This window comes from Pseudovibrio japonicus, assembly GCF_014651595.1.
GTDB classification, from domain to species: domain Bacteria; phylum Pseudomonadota; class Alphaproteobacteria; order Rhizobiales; family Stappiaceae; genus Pseudovibrio; species Pseudovibrio japonicus.
In genome coordinates, this window is record NZ_BMXE01000003.1 from 486,458 (window position 1) to 499,594 (window position 13,137).

General features: G+C 53.8%; 13 protein-coding genes. 8 read left to right on the top strand and 5 right to left on the bottom strand.

Annotated elements, in window-relative coordinates:
- Nucleotides 1-68: 68 nt before the first annotated feature.
- Complete coding sequence (fliP, locus tag IE076_RS10710; protein WP_209009029.1) at nt 69-830, bottom strand: flagellar type III secretion system pore protein FliP; 762 nt, start codon at nt 828-830, stop codon at nt 69-71.
- A gap of 10 nt (nt 831-840) precedes the next feature.
- Nucleotides 841-2,235: a flagellar biosynthetic protein FliO gene (locus IE076_RS10715; protein ID WP_189436756.1), complete on the bottom strand. Its 1,395-nt coding sequence runs from the start codon at nt 2,233-2,235 to the stop codon at nt 841-843.
- A gap of 438 nt (nt 2,236-2,673) precedes the next feature.
- Between IE076_RS10715 and flgB the strand changes: the two genes are divergently transcribed.
- The 7 genes from flgB (at nt 2,674) to cckA (ending at nt 8,778) form a co-directional block, all read left to right on the top strand.
- Entirely contained in the window at nt 2,674-3,081 is a 408-nt protein-coding gene (flgB, locus tag IE076_RS10720) for a flagellar basal body rod protein FlgB (RefSeq protein WP_189436757.1), read from the top strand.
- A 39-nt stretch (nt 3,082-3,120) separates the two neighbouring features.
- Nucleotides 3,121-3,546, top strand: coding sequence for a flagellar basal body rod protein FlgC (gene flgC, locus IE076_RS10725; protein WP_189436758.1), 426 nt, complete (start codon nt 3,121-3,123; stop codon nt 3,544-3,546).
- Between the two features lie 35 nt (nt 3,547-3,581).
- Nucleotides 3,582-3,890 (top strand): flagellar hook-basal body complex protein FliE, encoded by a 309-nt coding sequence (gene fliE, locus IE076_RS10730; protein ID WP_189436759.1) that lies wholly within the window; start codon nt 3,582-3,584, stop codon nt 3,888-3,890.
- A gap of 56 nt (nt 3,891-3,946) precedes the next feature.
- Nucleotides 3,947-4,213, top strand: a complete 267-nt coding sequence (fliQ, locus tag IE076_RS10735; protein WP_189436760.1) for a flagellar biosynthesis protein FliQ — start codon at nt 3,947-3,949, stop codon at nt 4,211-4,213.
- A 43-nt stretch (nt 4,214-4,256) separates the two neighbouring features.
- A complete protein-coding gene (fliR, locus tag IE076_RS10740; RefSeq protein ID WP_189436761.1) occupies nt 4,257-5,030 on the top strand; it encodes a flagellar biosynthetic protein FliR in 774 nt (257 codons plus the stop codon).
- Nucleotides 5,031-5,041: 11 nt separating this feature from the next.
- A complete protein-coding gene (gene flhB / locus IE076_RS10745; protein WP_189436762.1) occupies nt 5,042-6,118 on the top strand; it encodes a flagellar biosynthesis protein FlhB in 1,077 nt (358 codons plus the stop codon).
- Between the two features lie 95 nt (nt 6,119-6,213).
- The gene (gene cckA / locus IE076_RS10750) at nt 6,214-8,778 is read left to right on the top strand and encodes a cell cycle histidine kinase CckA (protein ID WP_189436763.1); all 2,565 of its coding nucleotides are present in this window, start codon (nt 6,214-6,216) and stop codon (nt 8,776-8,778) included.
- Nucleotides 8,779-8,847: 69 nt separating this feature from the next.
- On the opposite strand, the gene IE076_RS10755 is transcribed toward cckA, so the two are convergent.
- The 3 genes from IE076_RS10755 to IE076_RS10765 form a co-directional block, all read right to left on the bottom strand.
- A complete protein-coding gene (locus IE076_RS10755; RefSeq protein ID WP_189436764.1) occupies nt 8,848-9,315 on the bottom strand; it encodes a hypothetical protein in 468 nt (155 codons plus the stop codon).
- Nucleotides 9,316-9,710: 395 nt separating this feature from the next.
- Nucleotides 9,711-10,625, bottom strand: a complete 915-nt coding sequence (locus IE076_RS10760; RefSeq protein ID WP_189436765.1) for a pseudouridine-5'-phosphate glycosidase — start codon at nt 10,623-10,625, stop codon at nt 9,711-9,713.
- A gap of 32 nt (nt 10,626-10,657) precedes the next feature.
- Nucleotides 10,658-11,581 (bottom strand): carbohydrate kinase family protein, encoded by a 924-nt coding sequence (locus IE076_RS10765; RefSeq protein WP_189436766.1) that lies wholly within the window; start codon nt 11,579-11,581, stop codon nt 10,658-10,660.
- A gap of 305 nt (nt 11,582-11,886) precedes the next feature.
- Between IE076_RS10765 and recA the strand changes: the two genes are divergently transcribed.
- A complete protein-coding gene (recA, locus tag IE076_RS10770) occupies nt 11,887-12,951 on the top strand; it encodes a recombinase RecA (RefSeq protein WP_189436767.1) in 1,065 nt (354 codons plus the stop codon).
- The last annotated feature ends 186 nt before the right edge of the window (nt 12,952-13,137 follow it).

Here is a 13,137-nt window from a genome sequence, read left to right on the forward strand (position 1 = left end):
GAGGGTATAAGCGTTTGCTGGTTGGTGCCAGAGCAGGTTGCGTTAGTGCATCCTGCTCTGAGCGTGATTTAAGCGCCGAAACTTCGGACCAGACTGCCTGCGATCAATTGCCAGCCATCGACCAGCACAAAGAAGATGAGCTTGAAAGGCAGGGAAATCACAATTGGTGGCAGCATCATCATACCCATGGACATGAGGACCGATGCAATCACCAGATCGATGATCAGGAAGGGCAGGTAGAGCAGGAAGCCGATTTCAAAGGCGCGGCGCAGCTCGCTGATCATGAAAGCGGGGACCAGAACGCGCAGGCTTAGCTCTTCCGGTGTTTCCGGAGCAGGGGCCTTGGCCAGCTCCTGAAAGAGCAGAAGGTCTGACTCGCGCACTTGCTCGCGCATGAACTGATGAAATGGTTCAGAGGCACGTTCAAACGCTTCCTGAGGTTCGATGGTGCCTTCGATCATTGGTCTTGCACTCAGATCCCATGCGGTTTCAAAAGCAGGGGCCATGACAAAAGCCGTCAGGAAAAGAGCGAGGGACAGCATGACAGCGTTTGGCGGTGCGGTCTGAAGGCCGATTGCGGAGCGCAGCAAGGACAGCACCACCACGATGCGGGTGAAGCTTGTCACCATAATCAGAATGCTTGGTGCCAGAGAAAGTACCGTGAGCAGCATAACCAGCTGCACGGCCCGTTCTGTGACCGAGTTGCCTTCTCCGCCTCCAAAATCAATGGAGATGCTTTGAGCGGCAGCAGGACCGAACCAGAAAAGCAAGAGAGCGAAAACCAGAAGTCCAATTCGTCCTTTGGTTCCGCTCAGCTTGGCTTTCAACATTCCTGCTAAACTATTTTGTGTTGGCCTCAATGTCATCTAGCAGGTCTGCCATTTCCTTTGCGATGCCATCCATGGCGTCGTTGGGATCTTGTTTGAGTGGTGTCTTTGCCGCTTTTTTGGGAGCAGACTTTTTCGGCGCAGCTTTTGGTTTCTCAGGCTTTTCAGCTTTGGTTTCCGGCTTTGCAGCCTTTGGTTCCTCAGCGGGCTGTTTTGGCTGAGAGGCCTTGCTTGCATCTGTCTGCGCCGGTTCCACCTTCTGTTTGGCAGCGGGCTTAGATGCAGGCTCTGTCGTCTTGGCGGGGTTTGCTGCGGGGGCTGGCGTCTTTGCTGCCGGCTTTTCTGTAGCCTTGTCTGCTTTTGCTGCGGGCTTTTTGGCGGCCTGAGGCTTTTGCTCGTCTTTCTGAGCGACTGGCGCTTTCTTTTGAGTGGGCTGTTCCTTGGCTGGTGCAGCGTTTACACGCGGGCGCATGAAGGCGCTTGCAGCTCTTGCGGCTGGGCCGTTGAGCGGCGGTGTTGTTGCCGCCATTGGAACTGGTTTGGAGGCCGCATGCGAGTCTGCCTTTGGCTCTTCCGGTTTGGCCACTGGCTTCTGGGCGGTTTTTTCAGGTGCTGACGTGCTCTGCTCAGGCGCTGGTGCTTTTGGCGTCGGTTTGATGAAGCCGTTTGTGCGGGGCGGTGCTGGGCGTGCCGCGATCGGACGCGCCGCCAGTTTTTGCACGCCGCGCGTTCCACCGATGGTTGGCGTTTGCAGAGGTGCTGGTTTGCCGGGCTGCGCTGCTGGTGCAGGCGCCGCGGGCTTCGCACTGCGCAAAGGCGCTGGTGGCGCGATTGGAGCAGGCTTTTCTTTGGGCGCTACGCCAGCTGCGGGGATAGGTGCTGTCATCGCCGGTTGTTTGGCAGGTGCCTCGGTTTCTGGCTGCTGAGCTGGTTCCGGGCGGCTTGTCTGTGCAGGTTTCAGCTCTTCTGGTGCTGATGGGGTGTGATCGCCCCAGTGCAGGCGTGCAGAGGGTTCTGTCCCGGCTGCCGCTTGTTCGAAGGTCTGGGCAGTGACCGGTTGGCCGTTGCCTGTTCCTACCTGTCCACGAAGAGGGGCAGAGACAGGTACACCGCGGATGATGCCCTGTTCGACAACCACATCGTTGGCACCGCCAATCATGATGAGGTGTTCAACATCGTCCCGGCGGACCAGCAATAATCTGCGCCGTGCATCCAGGTCTGTTGCATCCATTATGGCGAGGCGGGGTTGGCGACTGCGAGACCCCTTGTAACTGGTTCTGGCAAAACGCTTTAATTGCGGGATCAAGACCACCGCCAGAACGATCACAAATAGCAAAGCCAGTATGACTGTGAGGAAGAGAGCGCTTCCTTGTGTCATACCGGTTGTTTGGGCCAGCCAGTCAGGCATGCATGTTCCCCATCTACTGTCGACGGGCTGCTATTTTGATCTAACAGCCCGGAATCGGGGTACGAATCCCCTTATTAACTCATGGGCGCATTTGTACCCTATAGTTTGGGGAGAATGAACACTTCAGAGGGGCGAAGTTGATGGCGTTACCCGTGTTTTTTGTGCCAAATTCGCCAGAAGATCTATTGCGCTGCGAGAATTATGCTAGGTGGGCAAAATCTGCCAGTTTTTAAGCTGGAGTTCCGCGCAAGTGTTAACGCCTATGATTCTGTGTGAGTGGCGGGCGGAATCTGAAATTTGCTAGTGCTCTGCTTTCTAACGTTTCTTCGGTGTGCAAATATTAATGTAACCTTAAAATTAACGCTTTGTTAACCAATATCTAGGCAGCTTATTCCTAGTTTATTTTAACAAATCTGTTCTCATAGGTTGTGCTGCCAGATGGCCTTAACTGATCTTCCGATGTTCCAGGCCCTGCGCCAAAAGATGCAGTGGCACCAGGAGCGGCAGGGCGTGCTCGCTGAAAACGTGGCCAATGCGGATACGCCGGGTTATCGCAGCAAAGAGCTGAAGGAACTGAGCTTTGGGGACATGGTGGATGCAGAGGCCGGTTCAGGTGCCCTGCGTCCGGTTGTGACCAGCGCTGGTCATATCTCGACTGGTGGGATCGGCTCTAGCGTTGGTACGAAGACGGATAAGGCGTCCAGCTTTGAAAGAACGCCAAACGGCAACAGCGTGGTTCTTGAAGAGCAGATGATGAAGATCGCTCAGAACCAGATCGATTATCAGACAGCGACCAGCCTTTATACGCGCAGCCTTGGCATGTTCAAGACCGCCCTGAGACGATGAGTGAGCGTGGTTGTCTTGATGTGACATGCATCAGGGCAGATGCGGGAGGAACCCATGGATTTTATGAAGTCGATGTTTATTGCGGCGTCCGGGCTGAAAGCCCAGACAGGCCGTATGCGCGTGATCGCGGAGAACATTGCCAACGCCGATTCCACCGGCCAGACACCGGATGCGGACCCGTACCGACGCAAGGTTCCTACATTTACCAATAGCTTTGACAGCAAGGTGGAAGCGGAGCTGGTGAGGCTCGGCAAGGTGCGTGAGGACCAAAGCGAGTTCAAGCTCAGGTACGAGCCTGACCATCCGGCAGCCAATGACAAGGGCTACGTGAAGATGCCCAATGTGAACACGCTGGTCGAGATGGCAGATATGCAGGAAGCGACGCGCTCTTATGAGGCGAACCTGAACGTGGTGAAGTCCTCCCGTTCCATGATGCAGAAAACACTAGATATTCTCAAAGGTTGATAACCGGTCGTTAGATACCGGGGGGAGATACACTCATGTCTAATGCTTCTATTGCTGCAAGTGCATATGCAAACACAGCAAAGCTGAGCAATCCACTTGAAGCCAGCAGCGAAATTGCTGACAAGGGCGATGCTTTTAGCTCAATGGTCCAATCGGCGATTAGTGAGGTCAACGAGGGTGGTCAGGTTGCTGATACCCAGTCGATCAATCTGCTGCAGGGCAAAGCCAATGTGGTGGATGTGGTGACTGCGGTTGCTGAGACCGAGCTGGCTCTGGAAACCGTGGTGTCGGTTCGCGACCGCGTTATTTCTGCCTATGAAGAAATTATGCGGATGCCAATCTAATCATCTGGCGTTATGTGTCAGTGCCAAAGGATGAGCGAAACGGTGGTTAGAGCAGGATGAGCGGCGCAGAAGTACTGGATATTGCCAGTGAAGGCATATGGACGCTCATTCTGGTGTCGGCTCCCGTGATGCTCGTCGGGCTGCTTGTTGGTGTGGTTGTGGCGCTGTTTCAGGCACTGACACAAATTCAGGAGCAGACGCTGGTGTTTGTTCCCAAGATCCTGAGTATCTTTATTGCGCTGCTGGTGGCTTTGCCTTTCATGGGCGAGTTGATGAATTCATTTACAAACCGTATTGCCGGGTTGATTATTTCCGGCTTTTGAGCGACATAGCGCGCGGGACCTCTGACATTCCGGGAGCAGTTTTGTGACGATCAATCTGGATTTTCTACCGGTGATCGTTATGGGCTTTATGCTGATGTTTGCGCGCATTGGCACGATGATCATGCTGGTGCCCGCATTTGGCGAAACCTTTATTCCCGTTCGCGTGCGTTTGACCATCGCGCTGCTGCTGACTTACGTGCTTGCTCCCCTCAATGCTGATCTTTATCCGGCGGATGCCATGAGCAGCCTGCCGCGCCTTTTGAGCCTGCTTGGCGGAGAGTTGCTGGTCGGGTTCTTTATTGGCCTGTCCATGAAGCTCATCTCCTACGCTCTTTCCACGGCTGGTACGATCATGGCCAACCAGTCCGGCCTTGCATTTGCGATGGGCGGGGATGCGACTAACTCGGGTCAGCAGGGTGCCTTGATGGGAAACTTCCTAAACGTGCTTGGCATCTGCATGGTTTTTGTGACCAACCTGCATTACGTGATGATTGCGGCCATGCAGGACAGCTTTACGCTGTTTCCGCCCGGCAATCCGCTTCCTGTTGGGGATTTGTCAGCGCTGGCGGTTGAGACGGTGACGCACATGTTCTCTGTGGCTGTGCGTCTTGGCGCGCCGTTCATCGTGGTCGGGATCGTGTTTTACTTCAGTCTGGGCCTGCTGAACAAGCTGATGCCACAGATGCAGATTTTCTTTATCGCCATGCCGGTCAATATTATGATTGGCTTTGGTATCTTCCTGCTGCTGCTTTCAACTTTGATGGGGTACTACCTGTCGGAGTTCCGAAATGCGCTTCAACCGTTCCTGTTGAATTAGCGAGGAAGCTGATGGCTGATGATTCCGACGATTCGGAGAAAACCGAGGACCCCACCCAAAAACGGCTCGATGATGCGTTCGAGAAAGGGGACATACCGAAGTCGCAGGAAGTGAGTGCGTGGTTCTCTTTGCTGGGGACTGCTCTGGTGGTCTCTTTTCTTGCGCCGACGATGGTTGGGGGTATTTCTTCCGTGTTAACGGGCTTTTTTGCCCATGCGGACACAATTGCTGTTGATCCAGCTGCGCTTGTTTTCCTTTTAGAAATAACTGGGCCTGACATACTTGCAGTTGTGGCATTGCCGCTGCTGACACTGCTGGCGCTGGCTGTGGTGGGCAATGTGATACAACATAAACCGCTTTGGACTGCGGAGCGCCTAAAGCCGAAGCTGAACAAGATCTCGCCGCTTTCCGGGATGAAGAGGTTGTTTTCAAAAGACAGCCTTGCCAACTTCCTCAAAGGGCTGGTGAAGATTATTGCGGTTGCTGCTGTTGTTTTTCTGGTGTTGTGGCCAGAACGGGACCGACTGGATACAGTGGTGTTTCGGGAGACGGACCTTGTGCTGGAGGAGGTTCGTGAACTTGCCATTATGGTAATTGGGGCAATTCTTGCGCTTATGACTGTTGTTGCCGGGGCCGATTTGGTCTGGCAGCGGAAAAAATGGTTTGAAAAGCAAAAGATGACACAGCAGGAAGTTAAAGAGGAATACAAGCAATCCGAGGGTGATCCGAAGATTAAGGCCAAAATTCGAGAGTTGCGCCTGCAGCGTTCACGCAACAGAATGATGGCAAGTGTGCCGGATGCGACAGTGGTTATTACAAACCCGACCCACTATGCGGTTGCTCTGAGTTATGAAGAGGGCATGGGAGCACCGCAATGTGTTGCGCTGGGGGTGGATGAGCTGGCGCTCCGCATTCGTGAGGTTGCAAAAGAATCTGATGTGCCGATCGTGGAAAATCCACCACTGGCACGGGCGTTGTACGCATCGATAGAACTGAATGATTATGTGCCTGAGGAGCACTACGCCGCAGTTGCAAAGGTGATTGGTTATGTCATGCAGCTGCGTAACAAGAGGAGCTGGCGGTCTTAACGGCACGGGAGTGCTGGAGTGTCGGTTCCGGAGCGGACTATTCTCATGGCATAATGGAGCCAAATCGTCTGCGGGACAGCCGTAGAGAGGGTAAGATGACGAAGACCGAAGCGCGGCGACCTGAGCCGGTGATTGACAGGACAGACAAAGGAGGCAGCCTCGGGGCCTTGATGCTGCTTGCATTAGGCCTTGTCGCAGCGACAGCCGCTTTTGCGCTGATGCGCAGAGAGCAGGCAGAGCCTTATATTCTCGGGCTTCTTGGTGTTCTGGCCGTGGTCGGCGTTTTCTCTTTGTTTGCCCTGGCCATTGGCCTGTTGCGGTTTGTTTCCAAAACCCATCGTAATCCGCTGGCTGAATCCTTCATGAATTCGATGGATGACGGTGTTTTGCTGGCCGATCACAATGGCCGCATCATTTATGCCAATCAGTCCTATGCGGGGTTAACCGGTGCGCGTGGGCCTGCTGATGTGCGCACGGTGGAACGGGTATTTTCGTCAGACCCGGATGCGGCTGATGCCATCTTCCGGCTTTCGCAAGCGGTGCGGGCCGGACGCTACGCAACAGAAGAAGTGCGCCTGCCAAATGCGGTTGGTGAAGTTGCCAGCGGTGCGCGCTGGTACCGTATTAGTGTGCGCCCTCTGGGGCAGGATGCAGCGGTTGGTGCTGATAGCGGTATTACCATCTGGCAAGTCGCCGACATTACGCGGGATCGCACTGAACAGGAGAATTCCTTTCAGGAGCTGCAGCGGGTTATCAATTTCCTCGATCATGCGCCCTGTGGGTTTTTCTCTTCCGACAGCACTGGCAAGCTGGTTTATCTCAATGCGACGCTTGCCGACTGGCTTGGCTATGATCTAACCCAGTTCATCTCCGGTGAGTTGTCGCTGAAGGACATTGTGCGCGGTGAAGGCGCGGCTCTTGTGGAGGCGTTGCAGGGCTCTGAAGGGGAAGTGAAGACTGAGAGCTTTGATATTGACCTCGTTACCCGCAGTGGCACAGGGTTGCCGGTGCGGCTGGTGCATCGTGTTCCGTTCGGGGCCGATGGGCTTGCTGGTGACAGCCGCACGCTTGTGATTAACCGCTCAGCAGGCAATGATGATGAAGAAGCGTTGCGTGCTGCGGAAGTCCGGTTCTCGCGGTTCTTTAACAATACACCGGTTGCCATTGCATCCATTGACAAGAGTGGCCGCGTTGAGCGCACCAATGGTCCGTTCATGCGCTTGTTTGAAGCTGGTGAAGGGCTTGGCAAGGATGTGAAGCTGACCGAGTTTGTGGTGGAGAATGATCGTTCCGCCTTGCAGGCTGCGCTTGACGAAGCGGCGCTGGGCAAGAGTGAGATTGCTCCGCTGGATGTTCTTCTGGAAGGCAAAGGTGATCCACGTTCCGCGACCTTCTACGTTTCTGCCGTGCAAGACGGGCAGGCGGGTGAAGATGCGGCGGTGGTTTACGTGTTGGAGACTACGCAGCAGCGGGCGTTGGAAGCCCAGTTTGCGCAAAGCCAGAAGATGCAGGCTATTGGCCAGCTTGCAGGCGGTGTGGCCCATGACTTTAACAATGTTCTGACGGCGATTATCGGGTTCTCTGACCTGCTGCTGGCGAGCCATCGCCCAACCGATCCGGCGTTCCAGGACATCATGAACATCAAGCAGAATGCGAACAGGGCGGCGGGTCTTGTGCGTCAGCTGCTTGCCTTCTCCCGCCGCCAGACCTTGCGTCCGCAGGAGCTGGCTCTGGCTGATGTGCTGGCGGATGTTTCTATTCTTCTGGACCGTCTGCTTGGCGAGAAGATCGAGTTGAAACTGGTGCACGGTCGCGAATTGTGGCCGGTGATGGCGGACGTGAACCAGCTTGAGCAGGTGATCGTCAACCTTGCGGTGAACGCACGGGATGCGATGGAAGGGGGAGGCGAGGTCTCCATCCGCACGCTTAACGTGGAAGAAGCGGCTTCCAAGTCCTACGAGAACACGCGTGGCATGCCGCGGGGCGAGTATGTGCTCATCGAGGTCGCTGATAATGGCCACGGCATGACGCAGGATGTCATGGATAAGATCTTTGAGCCTTTCTTCTCCACCAAGGATGTAGGCAAGGGAACGGGTCTGGGGCTTTCAACGGTTTACGGGATTGTGAAGCAGACCGGCGGCTATGTGTTCTGTACCAGTGAGGTTGATGTGGGTACCACGTTCCGCATCTTCCTGCCGCGCTACATTCCTTCTGAGAAGGAAGAGGTTGTTGAGGTTAAACCGGAACAGGAAGTGACTGAGGCTGATCTGACGGGTTCTGCAACTATTCTTCTTGTTGAGGATGAGGAAGCCGTGCGGGCCTTTGCAGCGCGTGCGTTGAGTGGCCGTGGCTATGAGGTCTTTGAAGCCGGGTCTGGCACGGAAGCACTTGAGGTAATGGAAGAGACCGGCGGAGCGGTTGATCTTGTGGTCTCTGACGTGGTGATGCCGGAAATGGACGGGCCGAGCTTGCTCATTGAACTGCGCAAGACGCGTCCTGATCTGAAGATTATCTTTGTGTCCGGTTATGCCGAAGATGCGTTTGAGAAGAACCTGCCGGCTGATGAGAATTTTACGTTCCTGCCGAAGCCGTTCACGCTGAAGCAGCTTGCAACAACAGTGAAGAAAACTTTGGAAGCCAAGACGCAAGAGCGCGCATAGAGCTTTGAGCAGTTTAGCCAAAAGGCCGGTGATCTTGATGTTTCACCGGCCTTTTTGTTGGGCTAATCCTTAGCAGCGTGCGGCTGCTTCTGCGTTTGTCTTCAGACGCTGCAGGCTCTGCATGGAGCCGGGATTTCCGGGAAGACGGAAAGAGCGTTCCTGTGGGGTGTAGATGTTGTTGACCAGTGCCAGATCCTGAACAACGTTCGTGCTGCACTGGGAACCGGAGAAGCGCACGCGAATGCGGTAGGCACGCTCACCTGCATCAGAGGGGCCAAACTCGTTATCCAGCACAGGGTTGTCACCGCGTTCATAGCTTTCCATGACGATCATGTTCGGCTCATTTTGCTGAACGATGGTGCCTCTGGCGCTGGCGCTGTTGACCAGTGTTGTGCGAACAACTTCAGGCGATGCATTGATCTGAATTGTTTGGGAATCAGCGTCTGCGCGAATAGCAGGTTGACCACTGCGAAAGGACGGTCCGCTTTGGCAAGCCGCAAGAGCTGCAGTTAATCCGATAAAAATAAGTTTCTTCATAGCGTAAACCCTGCGGGTGACTAAAACGAAAAACAGATGTCGCCAACCACAAAATCCGGTTTGGCGTGATTTCACTGGAACCACCCAACAGATGGGATTGGCCTTGTTCGCATATGCCCGCCAGATGGCGTTTTAATGAGCGCTGTATGCCTGCAAGATGCAGATCCACAGATCAAAACACAGCGATGTAAAGTTCTGGTACTCAAGAACACCTAAAATAATCGGGACTGAAAAACAATGGAATCTTTCCATCAAACACGCGTGAATTCCCTCGAGTGTCATGAGTTGCTCAGACCTTAAGGGGAAAGTTGCGCAAGTTTGTGGGAGCTCAGAATGAAAAAATCCGGGTTGGTGTGTCCAGCCCGGATTTGTCTTTTGGGTGCTGTGATAGCTGCTTATGCAGTCAAACCGCAGGCGATTTTTGCAGCTAGTTTTGCGTTGTTCTTTACCAGCGCAATATTGGTTACAAGGCTGCGGCCGTTGGTGCGCTCAAAAATATCTTGCAGCACAAACGGAGTTACGGCTTTGCCAGTGATGTTCTGATCGTTTGCGGCCTGAATGGAGGCATCAATGAATACCTGCATTTCGTCGGATGGGATCTCATATTCAGCCGGAACCGGATTGGTTACAAGCACGCCGCCGTGGTCACCAAACTTCTCGCGGAATGCGATCAGCTTTGCGATGTCGGTGGCCTCATCCAGACGGTACGGTGCTTTGATCTGGGAATCGCGGGACCAGAAGGCAGGGACGTTGTCGCAGCCAAAGCCAATAACCGGAACCCCGCGGGTTTCAAGAACTTCTAGTGTTTTTGGAATGTCGAGCAGGGCTTTTGCGCCTGCGGACACAACACAAACCGGGGTGCGGGAGAGTTCGTCGAGATCCGCTGAGATGTCAAAGGTGGTTTCTGCGCCTTTGTGTACGCCACCGATGCCGCCAGTTGCAAACACACGGATGCCTGCAGCATGGGCAGCCATCATGGTGGCCGCCACGGTTGTGGAGCCGTTTTTGCCCAGTGCCATTGCGAAGGACAGGTCCGCACGGGAGCACTTCATCACGTCTTTGGCGTTTGCCAGTTCTTCCAGCGTGCTGTCTTCCAAGCCAACATGAAGTTCGCCATTCAGCACAGCGATTGTCGCAGGGACGGCGCCAGTATCGCGGATGAGCTGTTCTACTTCGCGGGCGGTCTCAACGTTTTGCGGATAGGGCATGCCATGGGTGATGATGGTGGATTCCAGCGCAACAATGGGCGCGCGGTTGCTCAAAGCATCTGCAACTTCTTTAGAGTGATGGATTTTGATTGAACTTCCCATGGTTTTCCCAGTCTTTCGTATGTTGTTGATGCTTAGGCGTGTTCTAATAAACGAGCATTAAGCGATTGGGGTGAAAGCGTTGCCGGTGCTGCGCCGGTCGCTTCCACTGTAATTGATGCTGAAGCAAGGCCGCTTTTTACTGCTGAAACCGGGTCTTCATTGAGGCAGCTTGCATAAAGGAAGCCTGCAATAAAGGCGTCACCGGCGCCAGTAACGTCCACGGGTACAACAGAAAAGGGGGTGTGCGAGCTCGTGCTGCCTGCACAGTGAAGGGCCAGCGGTTTGTTGGCATTACTGACCAGCACGGTTGCAATACCCGTTGCTGCCAGCTTCTGTGCGAGTTCTTCTGCTGTGAACTCACCTGGCTTGGACGACAACAGGGCAGCAGCTTCATCTGTGTTGGTGAAAAGTATATCGATCTTTGACAGGAGCGGGCGCAGTTTGGGGGCCTTTGCAATTGAAACGGTGTCAGCTGCGAGCAGGCGCTGGCCCTTGGCGTTGGCGAGCGACAGAAGGGTGGCTTCTTCCAGATTGGTTTCGCAGAGCCAGATATCGCAGCCCAGCAGTGCCTGCGGGATTGGATTTTTCTCTGAGAAACTGACCTTCGAAGTGATCTCACTATCAGAAATGGCGGAGAACAAGGTGCCATCGGGATTGTGGAGCGCAAGATAGGAGCCGGTTCGTCCACCGGCCACTGTGGTGATGCTGGATGTATCGATCCCGCATTCCGACAGGCTACTTGTGAGGAAGGCTCCGTCTGCGTCATCTCCCAGACAGCCGTGCATTGTTGGTTTCATGCCTAGCCGCGCCATGGCTCGCGCGATGTTAGCCCCGACGCCTCCGGCCCGGGACATAATCTTTCCTGGTGTGGAGGTGTCCGGTTTAAACGGTCGATCTGCATGGGCAATTCTGTCCAGATGAATTGCGCCGATAACGCCGACCTTCTTTGCTGACATAACCAATTCTTCCTCCCAGGATCGAAACATAGTTGATATGCAATGCGGTTGGTCAGCGCAAGCTACGGGCAAATACAGACTGTGGGTGATGTATCAAAACTGCATATCTGCAGGTCTGATTCCAGATGTGTGTGCTCCTCTGCTGGTCTGCGAAAAGTTATCTACATACTGAACAATATGAGAACACATTGAAATTAATTCATTTTTATTAGTTAGTTATCAGGTATTGTAAATCTGGAACAAAATGAGTACAAATAACTGACTTTGAAACTGCGCGTCCATCGTGAAATAAGGGATGAGAACGTATGGCACAAACTTCACTCCGCCTTGTTGAGGGCAATCAGATGGACAAAACTAAAGCACTGGATGCAGCGCTTTCCCAAATTGAACGAGCTTTTGGTAAAGGCTCCATTATGCGCATGGGCCAGGGGCAGGCCGTAGAAATCCAGAGCGTTTCGACTGGTTCTCTCAGTCTGGACATTGGGTTGGGTATTGGCGGCTTGCCGAAGGGACGTATCATTGAGATCTACGGTCCTGAAAGCTCCGGTAAGACTACATTGGCTTTGCACACAGTTGCATGTGCGCAGCAAGGAGGCGGGATTTGCGCCTTTATTGATGCCGAACATGCGCTGGACCCGATTTATGCGCGCAAGCTTGGCGTGAATATTGACGATCTGCTTATCTCCCAGCCAGATGCTGGTGAGCAGGCGCTTGAGATTGCTGATACGCTGGTTCGTTCTGGTGCGGTTGACGTGCTGGTGATCGACTCCGTTGCTGCGCTGACGCCAAAAGCCGAACTTGAAGGTGAAATGGGCGACTCGCTTCCTGGTCTGCAGGCGCGTTTGATGAGCCAGGCGCTGAGAAAGCTGACGGCATCCATTTCCAAGTCCAATACCATGGTTATCTTCATCAACCAGATTCGTATGAAGATCGGTGTGATGTTTGGTTCTCCCGAGACGACAACCGGTGGTAACGCGCTCAAGTTTTACGCTTCTGTGCGTCTGGATATCCGCCGAATCGGTGCGATCAAGGATCGTGATGAAATCGTTGGCAACCAGACCCGCGTGAAAGTGGTGAAGAACAAACTGGCGCCTCCATTCAAACAGGTCGAGTTTGACATCATTTATGGTGAAGGCATCTCCAAAATGGGTGAATTGCTGGATCTTGGTGTTAAAGGCGGTATTGTTGAGAAGTCAGGTGCCTGGTTCTCCTACAACAGTCAGCGGCTGGGGCAGGGGCGTGAGAACTCGAAAAACTTCCTGCGAGAGAATTCCGAGCTGGCGGATGAGATTGAGCTTGCTATTCGGCAGAATGCCGGTTTGATCGCGGAAGCGATCAGCGATCCAGAAAAAGCTGCGGAAAACCAATAGAGTTTTGAGGGGCTGGATTTATCCGGCCTCTTTTTTTGTAGGGTTTTATGGACAGATTTGCTGCAGATGGCTAAAACGCGGCAGATACCAATTTTTTGTTGCATCGTTTCTGATGCGCGTACCCTGCAATTTGGCAGCTGTGATTTTAGAAACAGCGGCCCACTAGAAAACAAGACGGACATCAAT

Excerpts from the sequence above, each read along its gene's own strand:
- fliP (WP_209009029.1), bottom strand. The coding sequence starts at position 830 with ATGTTGAAAGCCAAGCTGAGCGGAACCAAAGGACGAATTGGACTTCTG.
- IE076_RS10715 (WP_189436756.1), bottom strand. The coding sequence starts at position 2,235 with ATGCCTGACTGGCTGGCCCAAACAACCGGTATGACACAAGGAAGCGCT.
- flgB (WP_189436757.1), top strand. The coding sequence starts at position 2,674 with ATGGCCTTAACTGATCTTCCGATGTTCCAGGCCCTGCGCCAAAAGATG.
- flgC (WP_189436758.1), top strand. The coding sequence starts at position 3,121 with ATGCGGGAGGAACCCATGGATTTTATGAAGTCGATGTTTATTGCGGCG.
- fliE (WP_189436759.1), top strand. The coding sequence starts at position 3,582 with ATGTCTAATGCTTCTATTGCTGCAAGTGCATATGCAAACACAGCAAAG.
- fliQ (WP_189436760.1), top strand. The coding sequence starts at position 3,947 with ATGAGCGGCGCAGAAGTACTGGATATTGCCAGTGAAGGCATATGGACG.
- flhB (WP_189436762.1), top strand. The coding sequence starts at position 5,042 with ATGGCTGATGATTCCGACGATTCGGAGAAAACCGAGGACCCCACCCAA.
- cckA (WP_189436763.1), top strand. The coding sequence starts at position 6,214 with ATGACGAAGACCGAAGCGCGGCGACCTGAGCCGGTGATTGACAGGACA.
- IE076_RS10755 (WP_189436764.1), bottom strand. The coding sequence starts at position 9,315 with ATGAAGAAACTTATTTTTATCGGATTAACTGCAGCTCTTGCGGCTTGC.
- IE076_RS10760 (WP_189436765.1), bottom strand. The coding sequence starts at position 10,625 with ATGGGAAGTTCAATCAAAATCCATCACTCTAAAGAAGTTGCAGATGCT.
- IE076_RS10765 (WP_189436766.1), bottom strand. The coding sequence starts at position 11,581 with ATGTCAGCAAAGAAGGTCGGCGTTATCGGCGCAATTCATCTGGACAGA.
- recA (WP_189436767.1), top strand. The coding sequence starts at position 11,887 with ATGGCACAAACTTCACTCCGCCTTGTTGAGGGCAATCAGATGGACAAA.